At 62.9% G+C, this 13,900-nt stretch carries 14 protein-coding genes; all 14 read right to left on the minus strand.

What is annotated here, in order from left to right; genetic code table 11:
• Positions 1 to 2: 2 nt before the first annotated feature.
• Positions 3 to 2,168, minus strand: coding sequence for a chemotaxis protein CheA (locus tag BM315_RS01410; RefSeq protein WP_090497060.1), 2,166 nt, complete (start codon positions 2,166 to 2,168; stop codon positions 3 to 5).
• A gap of 10 nt (positions 2,169 to 2,178) precedes the next feature.
• Positions 2,179 to 2,967, minus strand: coding sequence for a protein phosphatase CheZ (locus BM315_RS01415; RefSeq protein WP_090497062.1), 789 nt, complete (start codon positions 2,965 to 2,967; stop codon positions 2,179 to 2,181).
• A 19-nt stretch (positions 2,968 to 2,986) separates the two neighbouring features.
• Positions 2,987 to 3,361 carry a chemotaxis response regulator CheY gene (locus BM315_RS01420; RefSeq protein ID WP_170862135.1) on the minus strand — a complete coding sequence of 125 codons (375 nt, stop codon included), beginning with the start codon at positions 3,359 to 3,361 and terminating at the stop codon, positions 2,987 to 2,989.
• 126 nt (positions 3,362 to 3,487) lie between these two features.
• Entirely contained in the window at positions 3,488 to 4,234 is a 747-nt protein-coding gene (fliA, locus tag BM315_RS01425) for an RNA polymerase sigma factor FliA (protein WP_090497065.1), read from the minus strand.
• Positions 4,231 to 5,061, minus strand: a complete 831-nt coding sequence (fleN, locus tag BM315_RS01430; protein ID WP_170862136.1) for a flagellar synthesis regulator FleN — start codon at positions 5,059 to 5,061, stop codon at positions 4,231 to 4,233. Before fleN ends, fliA begins: the two co-directional genes overlap by 4 nt.
• Positions 5,062 to 5,178: 117 nt before the next feature.
• Positions 5,179 to 6,480 (minus strand): flagellar biosynthesis GTPase FlhF, encoded by a 1,302-nt coding sequence (gene flhF, locus BM315_RS01435; RefSeq protein WP_090497067.1) that lies wholly within the window; start codon positions 6,478 to 6,480, stop codon positions 5,179 to 5,181.
• A 15-nt stretch (positions 6,481 to 6,495) separates the two neighbouring features.
• Complete coding sequence (gene flhA / locus BM315_RS01440; RefSeq protein ID WP_090497069.1) at positions 6,496 to 8,604, minus strand: flagellar biosynthesis protein FlhA; 2,109 nt, start codon at positions 8,602 to 8,604, stop codon at positions 6,496 to 6,498.
• Between the two features lie 283 nt (positions 8,605 to 8,887).
• Positions 8,888 to 10,021 carry a flagellar biosynthesis protein FlhB gene (gene flhB, locus BM315_RS01445; RefSeq protein WP_090497071.1) on the minus strand — a complete coding sequence of 378 codons (1,134 nt, stop codon included), beginning with the start codon at positions 10,019 to 10,021 and terminating at the stop codon, positions 8,888 to 8,890.
• 3 nt (positions 10,022 to 10,024) lie between these two features.
• Entirely contained in the window at positions 10,025 to 10,801 is a 777-nt protein-coding gene (gene fliR, locus BM315_RS01450) for a flagellar biosynthetic protein FliR (protein ID WP_090497072.1), read from the minus strand.
• 52 nt (positions 10,802 to 10,853) lie between these two features.
• Positions 10,854 to 11,123: a flagellar biosynthesis protein FliQ gene (fliQ, locus tag BM315_RS01455; protein WP_090497074.1), complete on the minus strand. Its 270-nt coding sequence runs from the start codon at positions 11,121 to 11,123 to the stop codon at positions 10,854 to 10,856.
• Positions 11,124 to 11,125: 2 nt separating this feature from the next.
• Positions 11,126 to 11,896: a flagellar type III secretion system pore protein FliP gene (fliP, locus tag BM315_RS01460; protein ID WP_090497076.1), complete on the minus strand. Its 771-nt coding sequence runs from the start codon at positions 11,894 to 11,896 to the stop codon at positions 11,126 to 11,128.
• Complete coding sequence (gene fliO / locus BM315_RS01465; RefSeq protein ID WP_090497078.1) at positions 11,896 to 12,342, minus strand: flagellar biosynthetic protein FliO; 447 nt, start codon at positions 12,340 to 12,342, stop codon at positions 11,896 to 11,898. The genes fliP and fliO overlap by 1 nt, the downstream gene beginning before the upstream one ends.
• On the minus strand, positions 12,342 to 12,812 hold the full coding sequence (gene fliN / locus BM315_RS01470) for a flagellar motor switch protein FliN (protein WP_090497080.1): 471 nt from the start codon (positions 12,810 to 12,812) through the stop codon (positions 12,342 to 12,344). Before fliN ends, fliO begins: the two co-directional genes overlap by 1 nt.
• 61 nt (positions 12,813 to 12,873) lie before the next feature.
• The gene (gene fliM, locus BM315_RS01475) at positions 12,874 to 13,845 is read right to left on the minus strand and encodes a flagellar motor switch protein FliM (RefSeq protein WP_090497081.1); all 972 of its coding nucleotides are present in this window, start codon (positions 13,843 to 13,845) and stop codon (positions 12,874 to 12,876) included.
• Positions 13,846 to 13,900: the final 55 nt, after the last annotated feature.

A 13,900-nucleotide genomic window follows, 5' to 3' on the forward strand; every position in this document is an offset into this window, starting at 1 on the left:
AATCAGATGCGCCGCGCGTAGCGCTTGAGCATGCTCGGCACATCGAGAATCAAGGCGATACGCCCATCGCCGGTGATGGTCGCGCCGGACATGCCCGGAGTGCCCTGGAGCATCTTGCCCAGTGGTTTGATCACCACTTCCTCCTGACCGACCAGCTGGTCGACGACGAAGCCAATGCGCTGGCTACCGACAGTGAGAATCACCACATGGCCCTCGCCCTGCTCCTCATGGGCGGCGCTGCGTACCAGCCAGCGCTTGAGGTAGAACAGCGGCAATGCCTTGTCGCGCACGATCACCACTTCCTGGCCGTCGACCACGTTGGTACGCGAGAGGTCGAGGTGGAAAATCTCGTTGACGTTGACCAGCGGGAAGGCGAACGCCTGGTTGCCCAGCATCACCATCAGGGTCGGCATGATCGCCAGGGTCAGCGGTACCTTGATGACGATCTTCGAGCCCTGGCCCTTGACCGAGAACACGTTGACCGTGCCGTTGAGTTGGGAAATCTTGGTCTTCACCACGTCCATGCCGACGCCGCGGCCGGACACATCGGATATCTCGGTCTTGGTCGAGAAACCCGGGGCGAAGATCAGGTTGTAGCACTCGAACTCGTTGAGCCGGTCGGCCGCGTCCTTGTCCAGCAGGCCCTTCTCCACGGCCTTGGCGCGCAGCACGTCGGCGTCCATGCCTTTGCCGTCATCGGAGATCGACAGCAGGATATGATCGCCTTCCTGCTCGGCCGACAGCACCACCTTGCCGCCGCGCGACTTGCCCGCGGCCTCGCGCTCTTGCGGGGTTTCGATGCCATGGTCGACGGCGTTGCGCACCAGGTGCACCAGCGGATCGGCCAGCGCCTCGACCAGGTTCTTGTCGAGGTCGGTTTCCTCACCGACCAGTTCCAGATTGATCTCTTTCTTCAGGCTGCGCGCCAGATCGCGGACCAGGCGCGGGAAGCGGCCGAAGACCTTCTTGATCGGCTGCATGCGCGTCTTCATCACCGCCGTCTGCAGATCCGCGGTGACCACGTCGAGGTTGGAGACGGCCTTGGCCATGGCCTCATCGGCGCTGTTGGAGCCCAGGCGCACCAGGCGGTTACGCACCAGCACCAGCTCGCCGACCATGTTCATGATCTCGTCCAGGCGCGCGGTATCCACCCGCACGGTGGTTTCCGCTTCGCTGGGCGCTGACGCCTTGTCGGCGACTGCGGCGGCCGGCGCCGACGCTTTCGACGGGGCAACCTTGGCTGCGGGTTTGGCCACAGACTGAGCGGCTGCCGCAGGTTTAGCCGGAGTTAGCGCGGCGGGCACCTTGGCGATCGCGGCCGGCTCGACGAACTTGCCCTTGCCGTGCAGCTGATCGAGCAATGCCTCGAATTCGTCGTCGCTGATTTCATCGCTTGCCGCGGGCGCCGCGACCTGAGGCGGCGCAACGGCCGCTGCCGGGGCGGCGAACTGACCCTTGCCATGCAACTGGTCGAGCAGCGCCTCGAATTCGTCGTCGCTGATCTCGTCACTGACGGCGGCAGGTGCGGGTTGCAGCGCGACATTGGCGACCACTGGCGGCGGGGCGAACTGGCCCTTGCCATGCAACTCGTCGAGCAGCGACTCGAACTCGTCATCGCTGATTTCGTCGCTGCCAACGCTGGTGCTCGCCGCCTGGCCGGGCGCTTGGGTCAGCGCATCGAGCAACTGCTCGAACTCGCTGTCGGTGATATCGCCAGCGGCTAACGCTGGCGCCTCGACAACAGCCTCGGTAACGGGCTGCGCCAGCGCAACGGCAGCCGCCGGTTCGGCCAGACGCGCCAGGGCCGCCAGCAATTCGCGCGTGGCCGGCGTCGGCGTGACGCGCTCGCGCACTTCGCTGAACATGCCGTTGACCGCATCCAGCGCTTCCAGCACTACATCCATCAATTCGGAGTCGACGCGCCGCTCACCCTTGCGCAGGATGTCGAAGACGTTTTCTGCGATATGGCAGCATTCCACCAACTCATTGAGCTGGAGAAAACCGGCACCACCTTTGACGGTATGGAACCCGCGAAAAATAGCGTTGAGCAGATTCATGTCGTCCGGGCGACTCTCCAGCTCTACAAGCTGTTCGGACAGTAGTTCAAGAATCTCGCCGGCCTCCACCAGGAAGTCCTGGAGGATTTCTTCATCGGCGCCGAAGCTCATAGACGTGCTCCTAAAATCCCAGGCTGGAAAGCAGATCGTCGACATCATCCTGATTGGATGCGACGTCTTCACGCTTATCGGCATGAATCTGCGGACCTTCACCGTGGGAAGGCTTTTTTTGTTGTTCTTGTTCGGCACGCAGCACGGCGTGGTCATGCTCGATACCGGCAAAGCGGTCGACCTGGCTGGCCATCAGCACCAGTTTGAGCAGGTTGCTTTCCACTTCGGTGACCAGCTGGGTCACCCGCTTGATCACCTGACCGGTCAGGTCCTGATAGTCCTGGGCGAGCAAAATATCGTTGAGATGGGCCGACACCTGGACGCTGTCGCGCTCGCTGCTGGCGAGGAACAGTTCGATGCGCTTGGCCAGGTCACGAAAGCCGTCAGCGCCCAGTTCCCGACGCATGAAGCGGCCCCAGTCGGCACTCAGGCGCTGCGCTTCGCTGCCGATGCCATTGACCAGCGGTGAACTCTGTTCGACCAGGTCCATGGTGCGATTGGCCGCATTCTCGGTCATCGTCACCACATAGTTCAGGCGTTCGGTGGCGTCGGCGATTTGCGACACTTCCTTGGCATGCGGCACCCGTGGATCGAGCTGGAAATTGACGATGGCGTTATGCAGCTCGCGCGTCAGTTTGCCGACCTCGTGATACAGACCACGGTCGCGCACCTTGTTGATATCGTTGATCAGTTGTACCGCTTCGCCAAAATCGCCGTGTTCCAGGCTGTCCACCAATTGGCGCGCGTGAATTTTCAGGGTCGACTCGACGTCACCCTGAGCGCAGTCATCGTATTCCATAGTGCCCTCGCGGCAGACATCAGCCGTTGACCCGCTCGAAGATTTTTTCAATCTTTTCTTTCAGCACCTGGGCCGTGAACGGTTTGACCACATAGCCATTCACCCCGGCTTGTGCGGCCTCGATGATCTGATCGCGTTTCGCTTCGGCGGTCACCATCAACACCGGCAGGTGCTTCAGGCGCTCGTCGGCGCGCACCGCACGCAACAAGTCGATCCCGGTCATGCCTGGCATATTCCAGTCAGTCACCAGAAAATCGAAACTGCCGCTGTGCAGCATCGGCAATGCAGTGGTGCCGTCATCGGCCTCTGCGGTATTGGTAAACCCCAAATCGCGCAGGAGGTTCTTGATGATCCGGCGCATCGTTGAAAAGTCGTCAACGATGAGGATTTTCATGTTTTTGTCCAAGTCGACCTCCGTACAGTCCCAAACGAACCCAGCACCTGGGCACGCTTTTAATCGTGAAACCGGCCCGACAGGCCGCTGCGAAACTACCCCACTCGCCAGATTTCCAACGGACTGCTATCTCGCTCGCCATTCCCCCAGCCGCGCCCGCAGACGTGCGGCACACTGGCTATGCAACTGGCTGACGCGCGATTCGCTAACCCCCAGAACCTCACCAATTTCCTTGAGATTCAGTTCCTCATCGTAATACAGCGCCAACACCAGCCGCTCCCGCTCGGGCAAGTGACCGATGGCATCGGCCAATGCGCCCTGGAAGCGCTCGTCTTCCAGCTCTCGCGAAGGTTCGGAATGGGTGGAACTGGCGTCTTCGTGCAGCCCGCCATGTTCGCCGTCCTGCAGCAGGTCGTCGAAACTGAACAGGCGGCTGCCCAAAGTGTCGCCAAGAATGCCGTAGTAATCCTCGAGACTCAATTGGAGTTCGGCCGCAACCTCTTGATCTTTAGCATCTCGACCGGTTCTGGCTTCAATTACCCGTATTGCGTCGCTGACCATGCGGCTGTTGCGGTGCACCGAACGCGGCGCCCAATCGCCTTTGCGCACCTCATCGAGCATCGAACCGCGAATACGGATGCCGGCAAAGGTTTCGAAACTGGCACCCTTACTGGAGTCGTATTTCTTCGAGGCTTCGAGCAGGCCGATCATCCCGGCCTGGATCAAGTCATCCACCTGCACATTGGCCGGCAGGCGCGCCAGCAAGTGATAGGCAATCCGCTTGACCAGGGGCGCATGGCGCTCGATCAACTGGTGCTGGGCGTCCTGGGTCTGAGCCTTGCTGTACATACGAAGTCCAGAAGCTGCTGTCATATGGCCGTATCCGCGGCCGGTTGCTGCACCAGACGCTCGACGAAGAACTCCAGATGGCCGCGCGGATTGGCCGGTAGCGGCCAGGCATCGACTTTCTGGGCAATCGCCTTGAACGCCAGGGAACACTTCGAACGCGGGAATGCTTCGTAGACCGCGCGCTGCTTCTGCACGGCCTTGCGTACCGATTCATCGTAAGGCACCGCGCCGACGTACTGCAGCGCGACATCGAGGAAGCGGTCGGTAACCTTGGTCAGCTTGGCAAACAGGTTGCGGCCTTCCTGCGGGCTGTGCGCCATATTCGCCAGGACGCGGAAACGGCTCATGCCATGGTCGCGATTGAGCAGCTTGATCAGGGCATAGGCATCGGTGATCGAGGTCGGCTCGTCACACACCACCACCAGCACTTCCTGGGCGGCGCGGACGAAGCTGACCACCGAGTCGCCAATACCGGCGGCGGTATCGACGATCAACACATCGAGGTTGTCGCTGATATCGCTGAAGGCCTGGATCAGGCCGGCATGCTGCATCGGCGAGAGCTGCACCATGCTCTGCGTGCCGGAGGCCGCGGGCACGATACGAATGCCACCGGGGCCTTGCAGCACCACATCGCGCAGTTCGCACTCGCCACTGATCACATCGGCCAGTGTGCGCTTGGCCGTCAAGCCCAGCAGCACGTCTATGTTGGCCAGGCCCAGGTCGGCGTCCATCACCATCACCCGCCGACCGAGGTCAGCCAGCGCCAGCGCCAGATTCACCGACACATTGGTCTTGCCGACGCCGCCCTTGCCGCCGGTCACCGCAATCACCTGTACGGGATGCATACCCATGTTATCTACACACCTTGTCTGACTTCGCCTGAAACCATGTGGCTGTTTGTACTCCGTCAAGCCACTGGCGGATACCACGCTTCGCCGCATATCGCTGAATCACTGCCGCAGCGGCCATCAACCGGCGCGCCGCGCCGGATGTTGATAAAGCCCGGCAAACATCTCGGCCATCGTATCTTCGCTGGGGTCCTCGGCATTCTGCAGCCCCACCGCACGACTCACCAACTGGTGGCTGCGCGGCACCTGCAAATCATCCGGAATCCGCGGTCCATCGGTCAGATAGGCTACCGGTAGACGCTGGCCAATAGCCAGACCTAAAACCTCGCCCAGACTGGTGGCCTCATCCAGCTTGGTCAGGATGCAGCCGGAAAGACCGCAGCGCTTGTAGCTGTGGTAGGCGGCCTTGAGCACCTGGCTCTGGCTGGTGGCGGCCAGGACCAGGTAATTCCTGGCCTTGATGCCGCGACTGGCCAGGGTCTCGAGCTGCATGTGCAGGGCGGGGTCGCTGGCCGGCAGGCCGGCGCTGTCGATCAAGACCACGCGTTTGCGCGCCAGGGGCGCCAGGGCCTGGGTCAACGACTGTCCCGGATCGACCAGGGTCACCGGCACATTGAGAATACGGCCCAGGGTCTTCAGTTGTTCCTGGGCGCCGATCCGATAGCTGTCCAGACTGACCAGGGCGACATGCTGGGCGCCGTACTTGAGCACGTAACGCGCGGCCAGCTTGGCCAGGGTCGTGGTTTTACCCATGCCGGCCGGGCCGACCAGGGCAATCACCCCGCCCTCCTCCAGCGGCTCCTGCTGCGGCGTTTCAATCGCACGCGCCAGGTGAGCGAGCAACATACCCCAGGCCTGGCGCGGCTCGGCGACAGTCGCCACGCGCTCGAGCAACACCCGCGACAACTCGGCGGGCAGGCCCATGCGTTGCAGGCGCCGCCACAGGTTGGCCTGTTGCGGCCGGCGCGCTTGCATCTGCCCCCAGGCCATGGAGCCCAGCTGGCCTTCGAGCAACTCGCGCAAGCCGTGCAACTCGGAGCGCATGGCCTCCAGCGCACCCTGGTCGCTGGCCGTCATGGGCGCCGGCGCGGCCATGTGCAGCGCGCTATCCAGGCTGTCGAGCGGCGCCGCCGGCTGTTCGACGAACAGCTGGCGATCCTTGCCGGCATCGGCCTGCGTACGGGTCACCAGTTCGGCCTGAGCCGAGGCGATACGCGCCTGGGTCTGGCGCAACTCGGCTTCCAGTGCCGGGTTCGGCTGGCGGGCGGGGGCGGCGGGAATCTGGTAGTCCAGTGCGGCAGTCAACTCGACGCCGCCGGCAACCCGGCGGTTGCCGATGATCGAGGCGTCCGCGCCCAGCTCGTCGCGGACCAGCTTCATGGCTTGGCGCATATCGGCAGCGAAAAAGCGTTTGACCTGCATGGCCTGTTACCTCGGTTAATTCTGCCCCACCGTTGCGACGATGGTGACCTGCTTGTTGTCCGGGATTTCCTGGTAGGCCAGCACGTGCACACTCGGTACCGCCAACCGTGCAAAACGCGAGAGCATCGCCCGAACCGGTCCGGCCACCAGCAGAATCACCGGTTTGCCGAGCATTTCCTGGCGCTGCGCCGCTTCCACCAGGGAACGCTGCAGCTTCTCGGCCATGCCCGGTTCCAGGAGGATGCCCTCCTCGGAGCCTTGACCGGCCTTCTGTAGACTGTTTAGCAATATCTGTTCCAACCTCGGCTCAAGGGTGATCACAGGCAGCTCCAGCTCTAGTCCCACGATGCTTTGCACGATGGCGCGGGCCAGGGCGACGCGCACTGCCGCGACCATCGCGGCGGGATCTTGACTCTTCGGCGCCACGTTGGCGATGGCTTCGGCGATGGTACGGATGTCGCGCACCGGCACCTGTTCCTGCAGCAGCGCCTGCAGCACCTTGAGCAGGGTCGACAGCGACACCAGGCCCGGCACCAGCTCTTCGGCCAGCTTCGGCGAGCTCTTGGCCAGCAACTGCATGAGCTGCTGCACCTCTTCGTGCCCCAGCAGTTCGTGCGCATGCTTGTGCAGGACCTGATTGAGGTGGGTGGCGACCACGGTGCTGGCATCGACCACGGTGTAGCCCAGCGATTGCGCCTGATCGCGCTGACTCGGGTCGATCCATACCGCCTCCAGGCCGAACGCCGGATCTTTGGCGGCAAGCCCGTTGAGGCTGCCGAATACCTGGCCCGGATTGATCGCCAGCTCGCGATCCGGGTAGACCTCGGCCTCGGCCACGCTGACCCCCATCAGGGTCAAGCGGTAGGCACTGGGCTGCAGGTCGAGGTTGTCGCGGATATGCACCGAGGGCATGAGAAAGCCCATCTCCTGGGAGAGCTTCTTGCGCACCCCCTTGATCCGCGCGAGCAACTGGCCACCCTGGTTGCGGTCGACCAGCGGAATCAGCCGGTAGCCGACCTCCAGGCCGACCATGTCCACCGGCATGACGTCGTCCCAGCCGAGCTCCTTGACCTCCTGGGCCCGCTGCGCCGGCAGCAGCTCCTGCTGACGCTGCACCTCGTGCACTTCCTCTTCCTTGACCTTGCGCTGCTTATTGGCGATCCAGTAGGCGCCGCCGGCGGCGACCAGGCCCAGGCTGATAAAGGAAAAGTGCGGCATGCCGGGCACCAGGCCCATGGCGATCATGATCGCCGCCGACACGGCCAGGGCACGCGGCGAGGCGAACATCTGCCGGTTGACCTGGGCACCCATGTCTTCCGAGCTGGAGACCCGGGTGACCATGATCGCCGCCGCGGTCGACAGCAGCAGCGAGGGGATCTGCGCGACCAGGCCGTCGCCGATGGTCAGCAGGGTATAGACCTTGCCCGCATCGGCGAAGCTCAGGTCGTGCTGGAAGATGCCAATGGCGATGCCACCGATCAGGTTGATGAACAGGATCAGCAGACCGGCGATGGCGTCGCCACGGACGAACTTGCTGGCACCGTCCATCGAGCCGTAGAAGTCGGCCTCCTGGGAGACTTCCGAGCGGCGCTTCTTGGCTTCCGCCTGGTCGATCAGGCCGGCGTTCAGGTCGGCGTCGATGGCCATCTGCTTGCCGGGCATGGCGTCCAGGGTAAAGCGTGCGCTGACCTCGGAAATGCGCCCGGCGCCCTTGGTCACCACCACGAAGTTGATGATCATGAGGATGGCGAACACCACGATACCGACCACGTAGTTGCCGCCGATCACCACCTCGCCGAAGGCCTGGATCACCTGTCCCGCCGCGCCATGACCGTCATGGCCGTTGAGCAGCACCACGCGGGTGGAGGCGACGTTCAGCGCCAGACGCAGCAAGGTCGCCGCCAGCAGGATGGTCGGAAACACCGCGAAATCCAGCGGACGCAAGGCATAAATGCCGACCAGCAGCACCACGATCGACAGGGCGATGCTGAAGGTGAACAACACGTCGAGCAGGAACGGTGGAATCGGCAGCATGACCATGCCGAGCATGACCAGCAGCATCAAGGGGATGCCCAGATTGCCCTCGCGCAACCCGGACAGGTTGCTGCGCACGTTGCCGACCATTTGCGAGCGATCTACTGCCACATCCCTACCCCAGCCAATTCAATCTTTTGACGCTAATCGCGCCTTTGCCAAGGGGTCTGCAAGAAGCTGTCCAACTTTGCCTGGGCGGGATGGGGGATGAGCCCGTAGGATGGGTTAGCCGCTCATATGAAGCTCGATCAGGACAGCGTATTGCGCGCGGCGTAACCCATCATTGCGGCATGGCGGCTGACGCTCGTTGGGTTACGCGGCACTCGAAGGGCTTTGTTGCCTGTACCCATACGCTATGCGCCGCCAACCCAACCTACTCGCGGCGTAAATCCGGCGGAATAGGCAAATCCGGCAGTGGCGCCGGGCGCTTGCCCTTGCCGGCCTGGTACTGGCGGATCTGATAGACGTAGGCCAGCACCTGGGCCACGGCCAGGTACAGGCCGGCGGGGATTTCCTGGTCCAGATCGGTGGAATAGAACACCGCCCGCGCCAGGGCCGGCGATTCCAGCAGCATGACCTGGTGCTCCTGGGCGATCTCGCGAATCTTCAAGGCGGTGAAATCGCCGCCCTTGGCCAGCAACACCGGCGCATTGCCTTTGCTCGGGTCGTATTTCAGGGCCACGGCGAAGTGGGTCGGGTTGGTGATCACCACGTCCGCCTCGGGCACGGCCTGCATCATGCGCCGCTCGGCCATCTCGCGCTGCAGCTGGCGGATGCGCTGCTTGACCTCGGGCTTGCCCTCGCTGTCCTTGTATTCGTCGCGCACTTCCTGCTTGGTCATCATCAGCTTCTGCTTGTTGTCCCAGAGCTGGAACGGCACATCCACCGCCGCAATCAGCGCCAGCCCGCAAGCCATCCACAGGGCGCTCCAGCCGACCAACTGGGCGGCATGCAGGATCGCCATCTGCAGCGGCTCATGGGCCATGGCCAGCAGGTCGTCGACGTCGGCCGCCAGCACCGCCAGCGCCACGGCAAGCACCAGGATGAACTTGGCCAGCGCCTTGAGCAACTCGACCAGTGCCTTGGCCGAGAACATCCGCTTGAGCCCCGCCAACGGATTCATCCGGCTCATCTTCGGCGCCATCGCCTTGGCCGAGAACAGCCAGCCGCCCAGGGCGATCGGGCCGACGATGGAGGCGATCAGCAAGGCCAGAAACAGGGGCAGCACGGCATCCACGGCGACCTTGCCGGAGGCCAGCAGCCAGATCACCATGGAGCGCTCGTCCATGATCACCTCGCGCGACAGCGAGAAGTTGCCGCTCATGATCGACAGCAGGGCGCTGCCCAGGCTGCCGCCAAAGGCCAGTAGGCCACCGGTCCCGGCCAACATGATCGCCAGGGTGTTGAGCTCGCGGGAGCGGGCGATCTGGCCCTTCTCACGGGATTCGCGCAGGCGTTTCTCCGTGGGTTCCTCGCTCTTATCGGCACCGCTTTCCGATTCGGCCATGGCCTAACCCGCCCGCGCCATTTCGCGCAGCAGTTGCAGGGCTTCGCTGGCGAACACCTGGTACTGCGCGAGAATATCGGCCATGCCAATCCAGAAGATCACCAAGCCGATGACCAGGGTCAGCGGAAAGCCGATGGAGAAAATATTCAGCTGCGGCGCGGCGCGGGTCATCACCCCGAAGGCCAGGTTGACCACCAGCAGCGCGGTGATCGCCGGCAGCACCAGAATCAGCGCCGCGCCTATCACCCAACCCAGCTTATTGGCCAGTTGCCAGTAATGCTCGACCAGAAAGCCGCCGCCAACCGGCAGGGTGACGAAGCTCTCGGCCAGTACCTCGAAGACCACCAGATGGCCGTTCATGGCGAGAAACAGCAGGGTCACCAGCATCAGCAGAAACTGCCCGATCACCGCCACCGAGATGCCGTTGGCCGGATCGACCATGGAGGCAAAGCCCAGACCCATCTGCGTCGCCACTATCTGCCCGGCGATGACGAACGCATGGAAGAACAACTGCAGGATAAAGCCCAGCATCACCCCGATCAGCACTTCCTGGGCGATCAGGATAAAGGTCGGCAGGCTCAGCGCATCGATCTGCGGCATCGCTGGCAGGTTGGGCAGCAACACCAGGCAAATCGCCAGCGCCAGATACAGGCGCACGCGCAGCGGCACCAGCTGGGTGCCGATGATCGGCATCACCATCAACAACGCGGCGATGCGAAACAGCGGCAGGAGGAAGGAGCCCACCCAGCCGCCGATCTGCGCATCGCTCAGTTCCAGCATGTCAAAACCCAACCCTGCTATTGGGACGCGCGCTAGCTTTATGCATGGACGTTCAGCCGATCAACAGGGGGATGTTCATGATCAGATTCTGCGTGTACTCGATCATGCGCTGGGCCAGCCAGGGTCCGGCGACGATCAGGGTGACCAGGATCACCAGCAGGCGCGGTAGAAAGCTCAGGGTCTGTTCGTTGATCTGGGTCGCGGCCTGGAACATGGCGACCAGCAGGCCGACCAGCAGGCTGGGCACGACTATGATCGCGACTATGGTCGCGGTCAGCCACAGCGCCTCGCGGAACAGGTCGACGGCTACCTCGGGGGTCATGCTCAGGTTCCTCCGAAGCTGGCGGCGAGGGTGCCCATGATCAGCGCCCAGCCATCGATGAGGACGAACAGCATGATCTTGAACGGCAGGGAAATGATCAGCGGCGAGAGCATCATCATGCCCATGGCCATGAGAATACTGGCCACCACCAGATCGATCACCAGGAACGGGATGAAGATCATGAAGCCGATCTGGAACGCCGTCTTCAGCTCGGAAGTCACGAATGCCGGCACCAGGATCACCAGCGGCGCCTCTTCCGGGCTGGCGATGTCGTTACGCTTGGACAGGCGCATGAACAGCTCCAGATCGCTTTCGCGGGTCTGCGCCAGCATGAAGTTCTTCAGCGGCACCTCGGCCTTGGCAAGCGCCTCCTGAGCGGGCAATTGCTCGTTGAGATAGGGCTGCAGGGCATCGCGGTTAATCTGCTCGAACACCGGCGCCATGATGAACAGGGTGAGAAACAGCGCCAGGCCGACGAGGATCTGGTTGGACGGCGTCTGCTGCAAACCCAGGGCCTGACGCAGGATGGAGAAGACAATGATGATCCGGGTGAAACTGGTCATCAGCATGACGAAGGCTGGAATGAAACTCAGCGCCGTCATGATCAACAGGATCTGCAGGCTGACCGAGTACTCCTGCTGGCCTTCGGCGTCGGTGCTCAGGGTGATCGCCGGGACCGACAACGGATTGTCGGCGGCAAACACCTCGCCAGCAAACACCAGAGGCGCGAGCAGGGTAAACAGCAGAACCAGCAGCAGGCGCAACGCACTCATCAAGACTTGTCCTTCTGATCCTTGCCCAACTGATCCCTGCCCAGCAGCTCCATCAGGCGCTGGGCGAACTCGGTCGAGGCCGGCTCGCCATCGGGCAGGTGCACCGGCTCCTTCAGCACATGCAGGGGGGCGATGCGCCCCGGCGTCAGACCGAGGAGAATCTGCTCGCCGCCGACCTGCACCAGCACCAGCCGATCGCGCGGCCCCAGGGCCTGGCTGGCGACTATCTTGATCACCTGGCCGCCGCGCGGACCTAGTTGCTGCACGCGGCGCATCAACCAGGCCAGCAGGAAAATCAGGCCGATCACCAGCAACAGGCCGAGCAGCAGTTGCAGCAACTGCCCAGCGATGCCGCTGCCGGCCATGGGCGTGAGCGTTTGCGCGGCCGGCTCGGCGGCCAGGGCGGTGAACGGCAGGAGCAGGGTGACGCCGAAAAGTCTGTGCATTAACGTAGTTTCTTGATCCGCTCGCTGGGACTGATCACGTCGGTCAGGCGGATGCCGAACTTCTCGTTGACCACCACCACTTCGCCGTGGGCGATCAGGGTGCCGTTGACCAGCACATCGAGCGGCTCGCCGGCGAGACGATCGAGTTCGATCACCGAACCCTGGTTGAGCTGCAGCAGGTTGCGGATGGTGATATCGGTGTTGCCGACTTCCATGGAGATCGACACGGGGATATCGAGGATCACATCGAGATTCGGCCCTTCCAGGCTGACCGGCAGATTGCCCCTGGGCCCGCTGCCGAACTCCTCCATGGGCGCGCGTGGCGCAGCCGGCGCAGCCGCCCCACCGACGGCGAGCATGGCATCGATATCATCCTGATTAGCGCTGTCGCCGGATTCGGACAGGGCCGCAGCCCACTCATCGGCCAGCGCCTGCTCCTCGGGAGAGGTGTGTTCATTGTCGTCTGCCATCGTCTGTCCTCGGCTGGCTGGTAAGGGATTGGGCGAGCGTTGCGCTGTGCAATGACAGCCGTCAGCGCTGGCGGTCGATGGGTTCCAGCACTTGCAGCGCCAGGTTGCCCTTGTGCGCGCCGAGCTTGACCTTGAAGGCCGGTACGCCATTGGCACGCATGATTACGTTCTCGGGTATGTCCACCGGAATCACATCGCCGGGCTGCATATGGAGGATGTCGCGTAGTTTCAGCTGGCGCTTGGCCACAGTGGCGCCGAGCGGCACGCTGACCTCGAGGATGTCTTCGCGCAGGGACTTGATCCAGCGCTCGTCCTGATCGTCGACGTCGGACTGGAAACCGGCATCGAGCATCTCGCGGATCGGTTCGATCATCGAATAGGGCATGGTGATGTGCAGGTCGCCGCCACCGCCGTCCAGCTCGATATGAAAGGTCGACACCACTATCACTTCGCTGGGGCTGACGATGTTGGCCAGGGCCGGATTGACTTCCGAGTTGACGTACTCGAAGTTGATGTCCAGCACCGCGTTCCAGGCTTCCTTGAGGTCGATGAACGCCTGATCGAGCACCATGCGCACGACGCGCAGTTCGGTGGGGGTGAATTCACGACCTTCGATCTTGGCGTGACGACCGTCGCCACCGAAAAAGTTGTCGACCAGCTTGAACACCAGCTTGGCATCCAGGATGAACAGTCCGGTGCCGCGCAGCGGCTTCATCTTGACCAGATTGAGGCTGGTCGGCACATACAGCGAATGCACGTACTCGCCGAACTTCATCACCTGCACACCGCCGACGGCCACATCCGCCGAGCGCCGCAGCAGGTTGAACATGCTGATGCGGGTGTAGCGGGCGAAGCGCTCGTTGATCATTTCCAGGGTCGGCATGCGCCCACGGACGATGCGGTCCTGACTGGTCAGGTCATATTGCTTGACGCTTCCCGGTTCGGCCTCGTCCTCGGTCTCGACCAGGCCGTCATCGACGCCGTGCAGCAGCGCATCGATTTCATCCTGGGAAAGCAGGTCTTGCACAGCCATGTAGAGCTCCCCTCTAGGGTCTTGGACGACGGTTCACGCAGGCGCCGAACACGCC

This window comes from Pseudomonas borbori (assembly GCF_900115555.1).
Lineage (GTDB): Bacteria > Pseudomonadota > Gammaproteobacteria > Pseudomonadales > Pseudomonadaceae > Aquipseudomonas > Aquipseudomonas borbori.

Bases quoted from the DNA above. Each gene is read 5' to 3' on its own strand.
- flhF (WP_090497067.1), bottom strand. From the start codon at position 6,480: ATGCAGGTCAAACGCTTTTTCGCTGCCGATATGCGCCAAGCCATGAAG.
- fliM (WP_090497081.1), bottom strand. From the start codon at position 13,845: ATGGCTGTGCAAGACCTGCTTTCCCAGGATGAAATCGATGCGCTGCTG.
- fliN (WP_090497080.1), bottom strand. From the start codon at position 12,812: ATGGCAGACGACAATGAACACACCTCTCCCGAGGAGCAGGCGCTGGCC.
- fleN (WP_170862136.1), bottom strand. From the start codon at position 5,061: ATGGGTATGCATCCCGTACAGGTGATTGCGGTGACCGGCGGCAAGGGC.
- flhB (WP_090497071.1), bottom strand. From the start codon at position 10,021: ATGGCCGAATCGGAAAGCGGTGCCGATAAGAGCGAGGAACCCACGGAG.
- BM315_RS01410 (WP_090497060.1), bottom strand. From the start codon at position 2,168: ATGAGCTTCGGCGCCGATGAAGAAATCCTCCAGGACTTCCTGGTGGAG.
- fliQ (WP_090497074.1), bottom strand. From the start codon at position 11,123: ATGACCCCCGAGGTAGCCGTCGACCTGTTCCGCGAGGCGCTGTGGCTG.
- flhA (WP_090497069.1), bottom strand. From the start codon at position 8,604: ATGGTCGGCAACGTGCGCAGCAACCTGTCCGGGTTGCGCGAGGGCAAT.
- fliR (WP_090497072.1), bottom strand. From the start codon at position 10,801: ATGCTGGAACTGAGCGATGCGCAGATCGGCGGCTGGGTGGGCTCCTTC.
- BM315_RS01415 (WP_090497062.1), bottom strand. From the start codon at position 2,967: ATGGAATACGATGACTGCGCTCAGGGTGACGTCGAGTCGACCCTGAAA.
- fliP (WP_090497076.1), bottom strand. From the start codon at position 11,896: ATGAGTGCGTTGCGCCTGCTGCTGGTTCTGCTGTTTACCCTGCTCGCG.
- BM315_RS01420 (WP_170862135.1), bottom strand. From the start codon at position 3,361: ATGAAAATCCTCATCGTTGACGACTTTTCAACGATGCGCCGGATCATC.
- fliA (WP_090497065.1), bottom strand. From the start codon at position 4,234: ATGACAGCAGCTTCTGGACTTCGTATGTACAGCAAGGCTCAGACCCAG.
- fliO (WP_090497078.1), bottom strand. From the start codon at position 12,342: ATGCACAGACTTTTCGGCGTCACCCTGCTCCTGCCGTTCACCGCCCTG.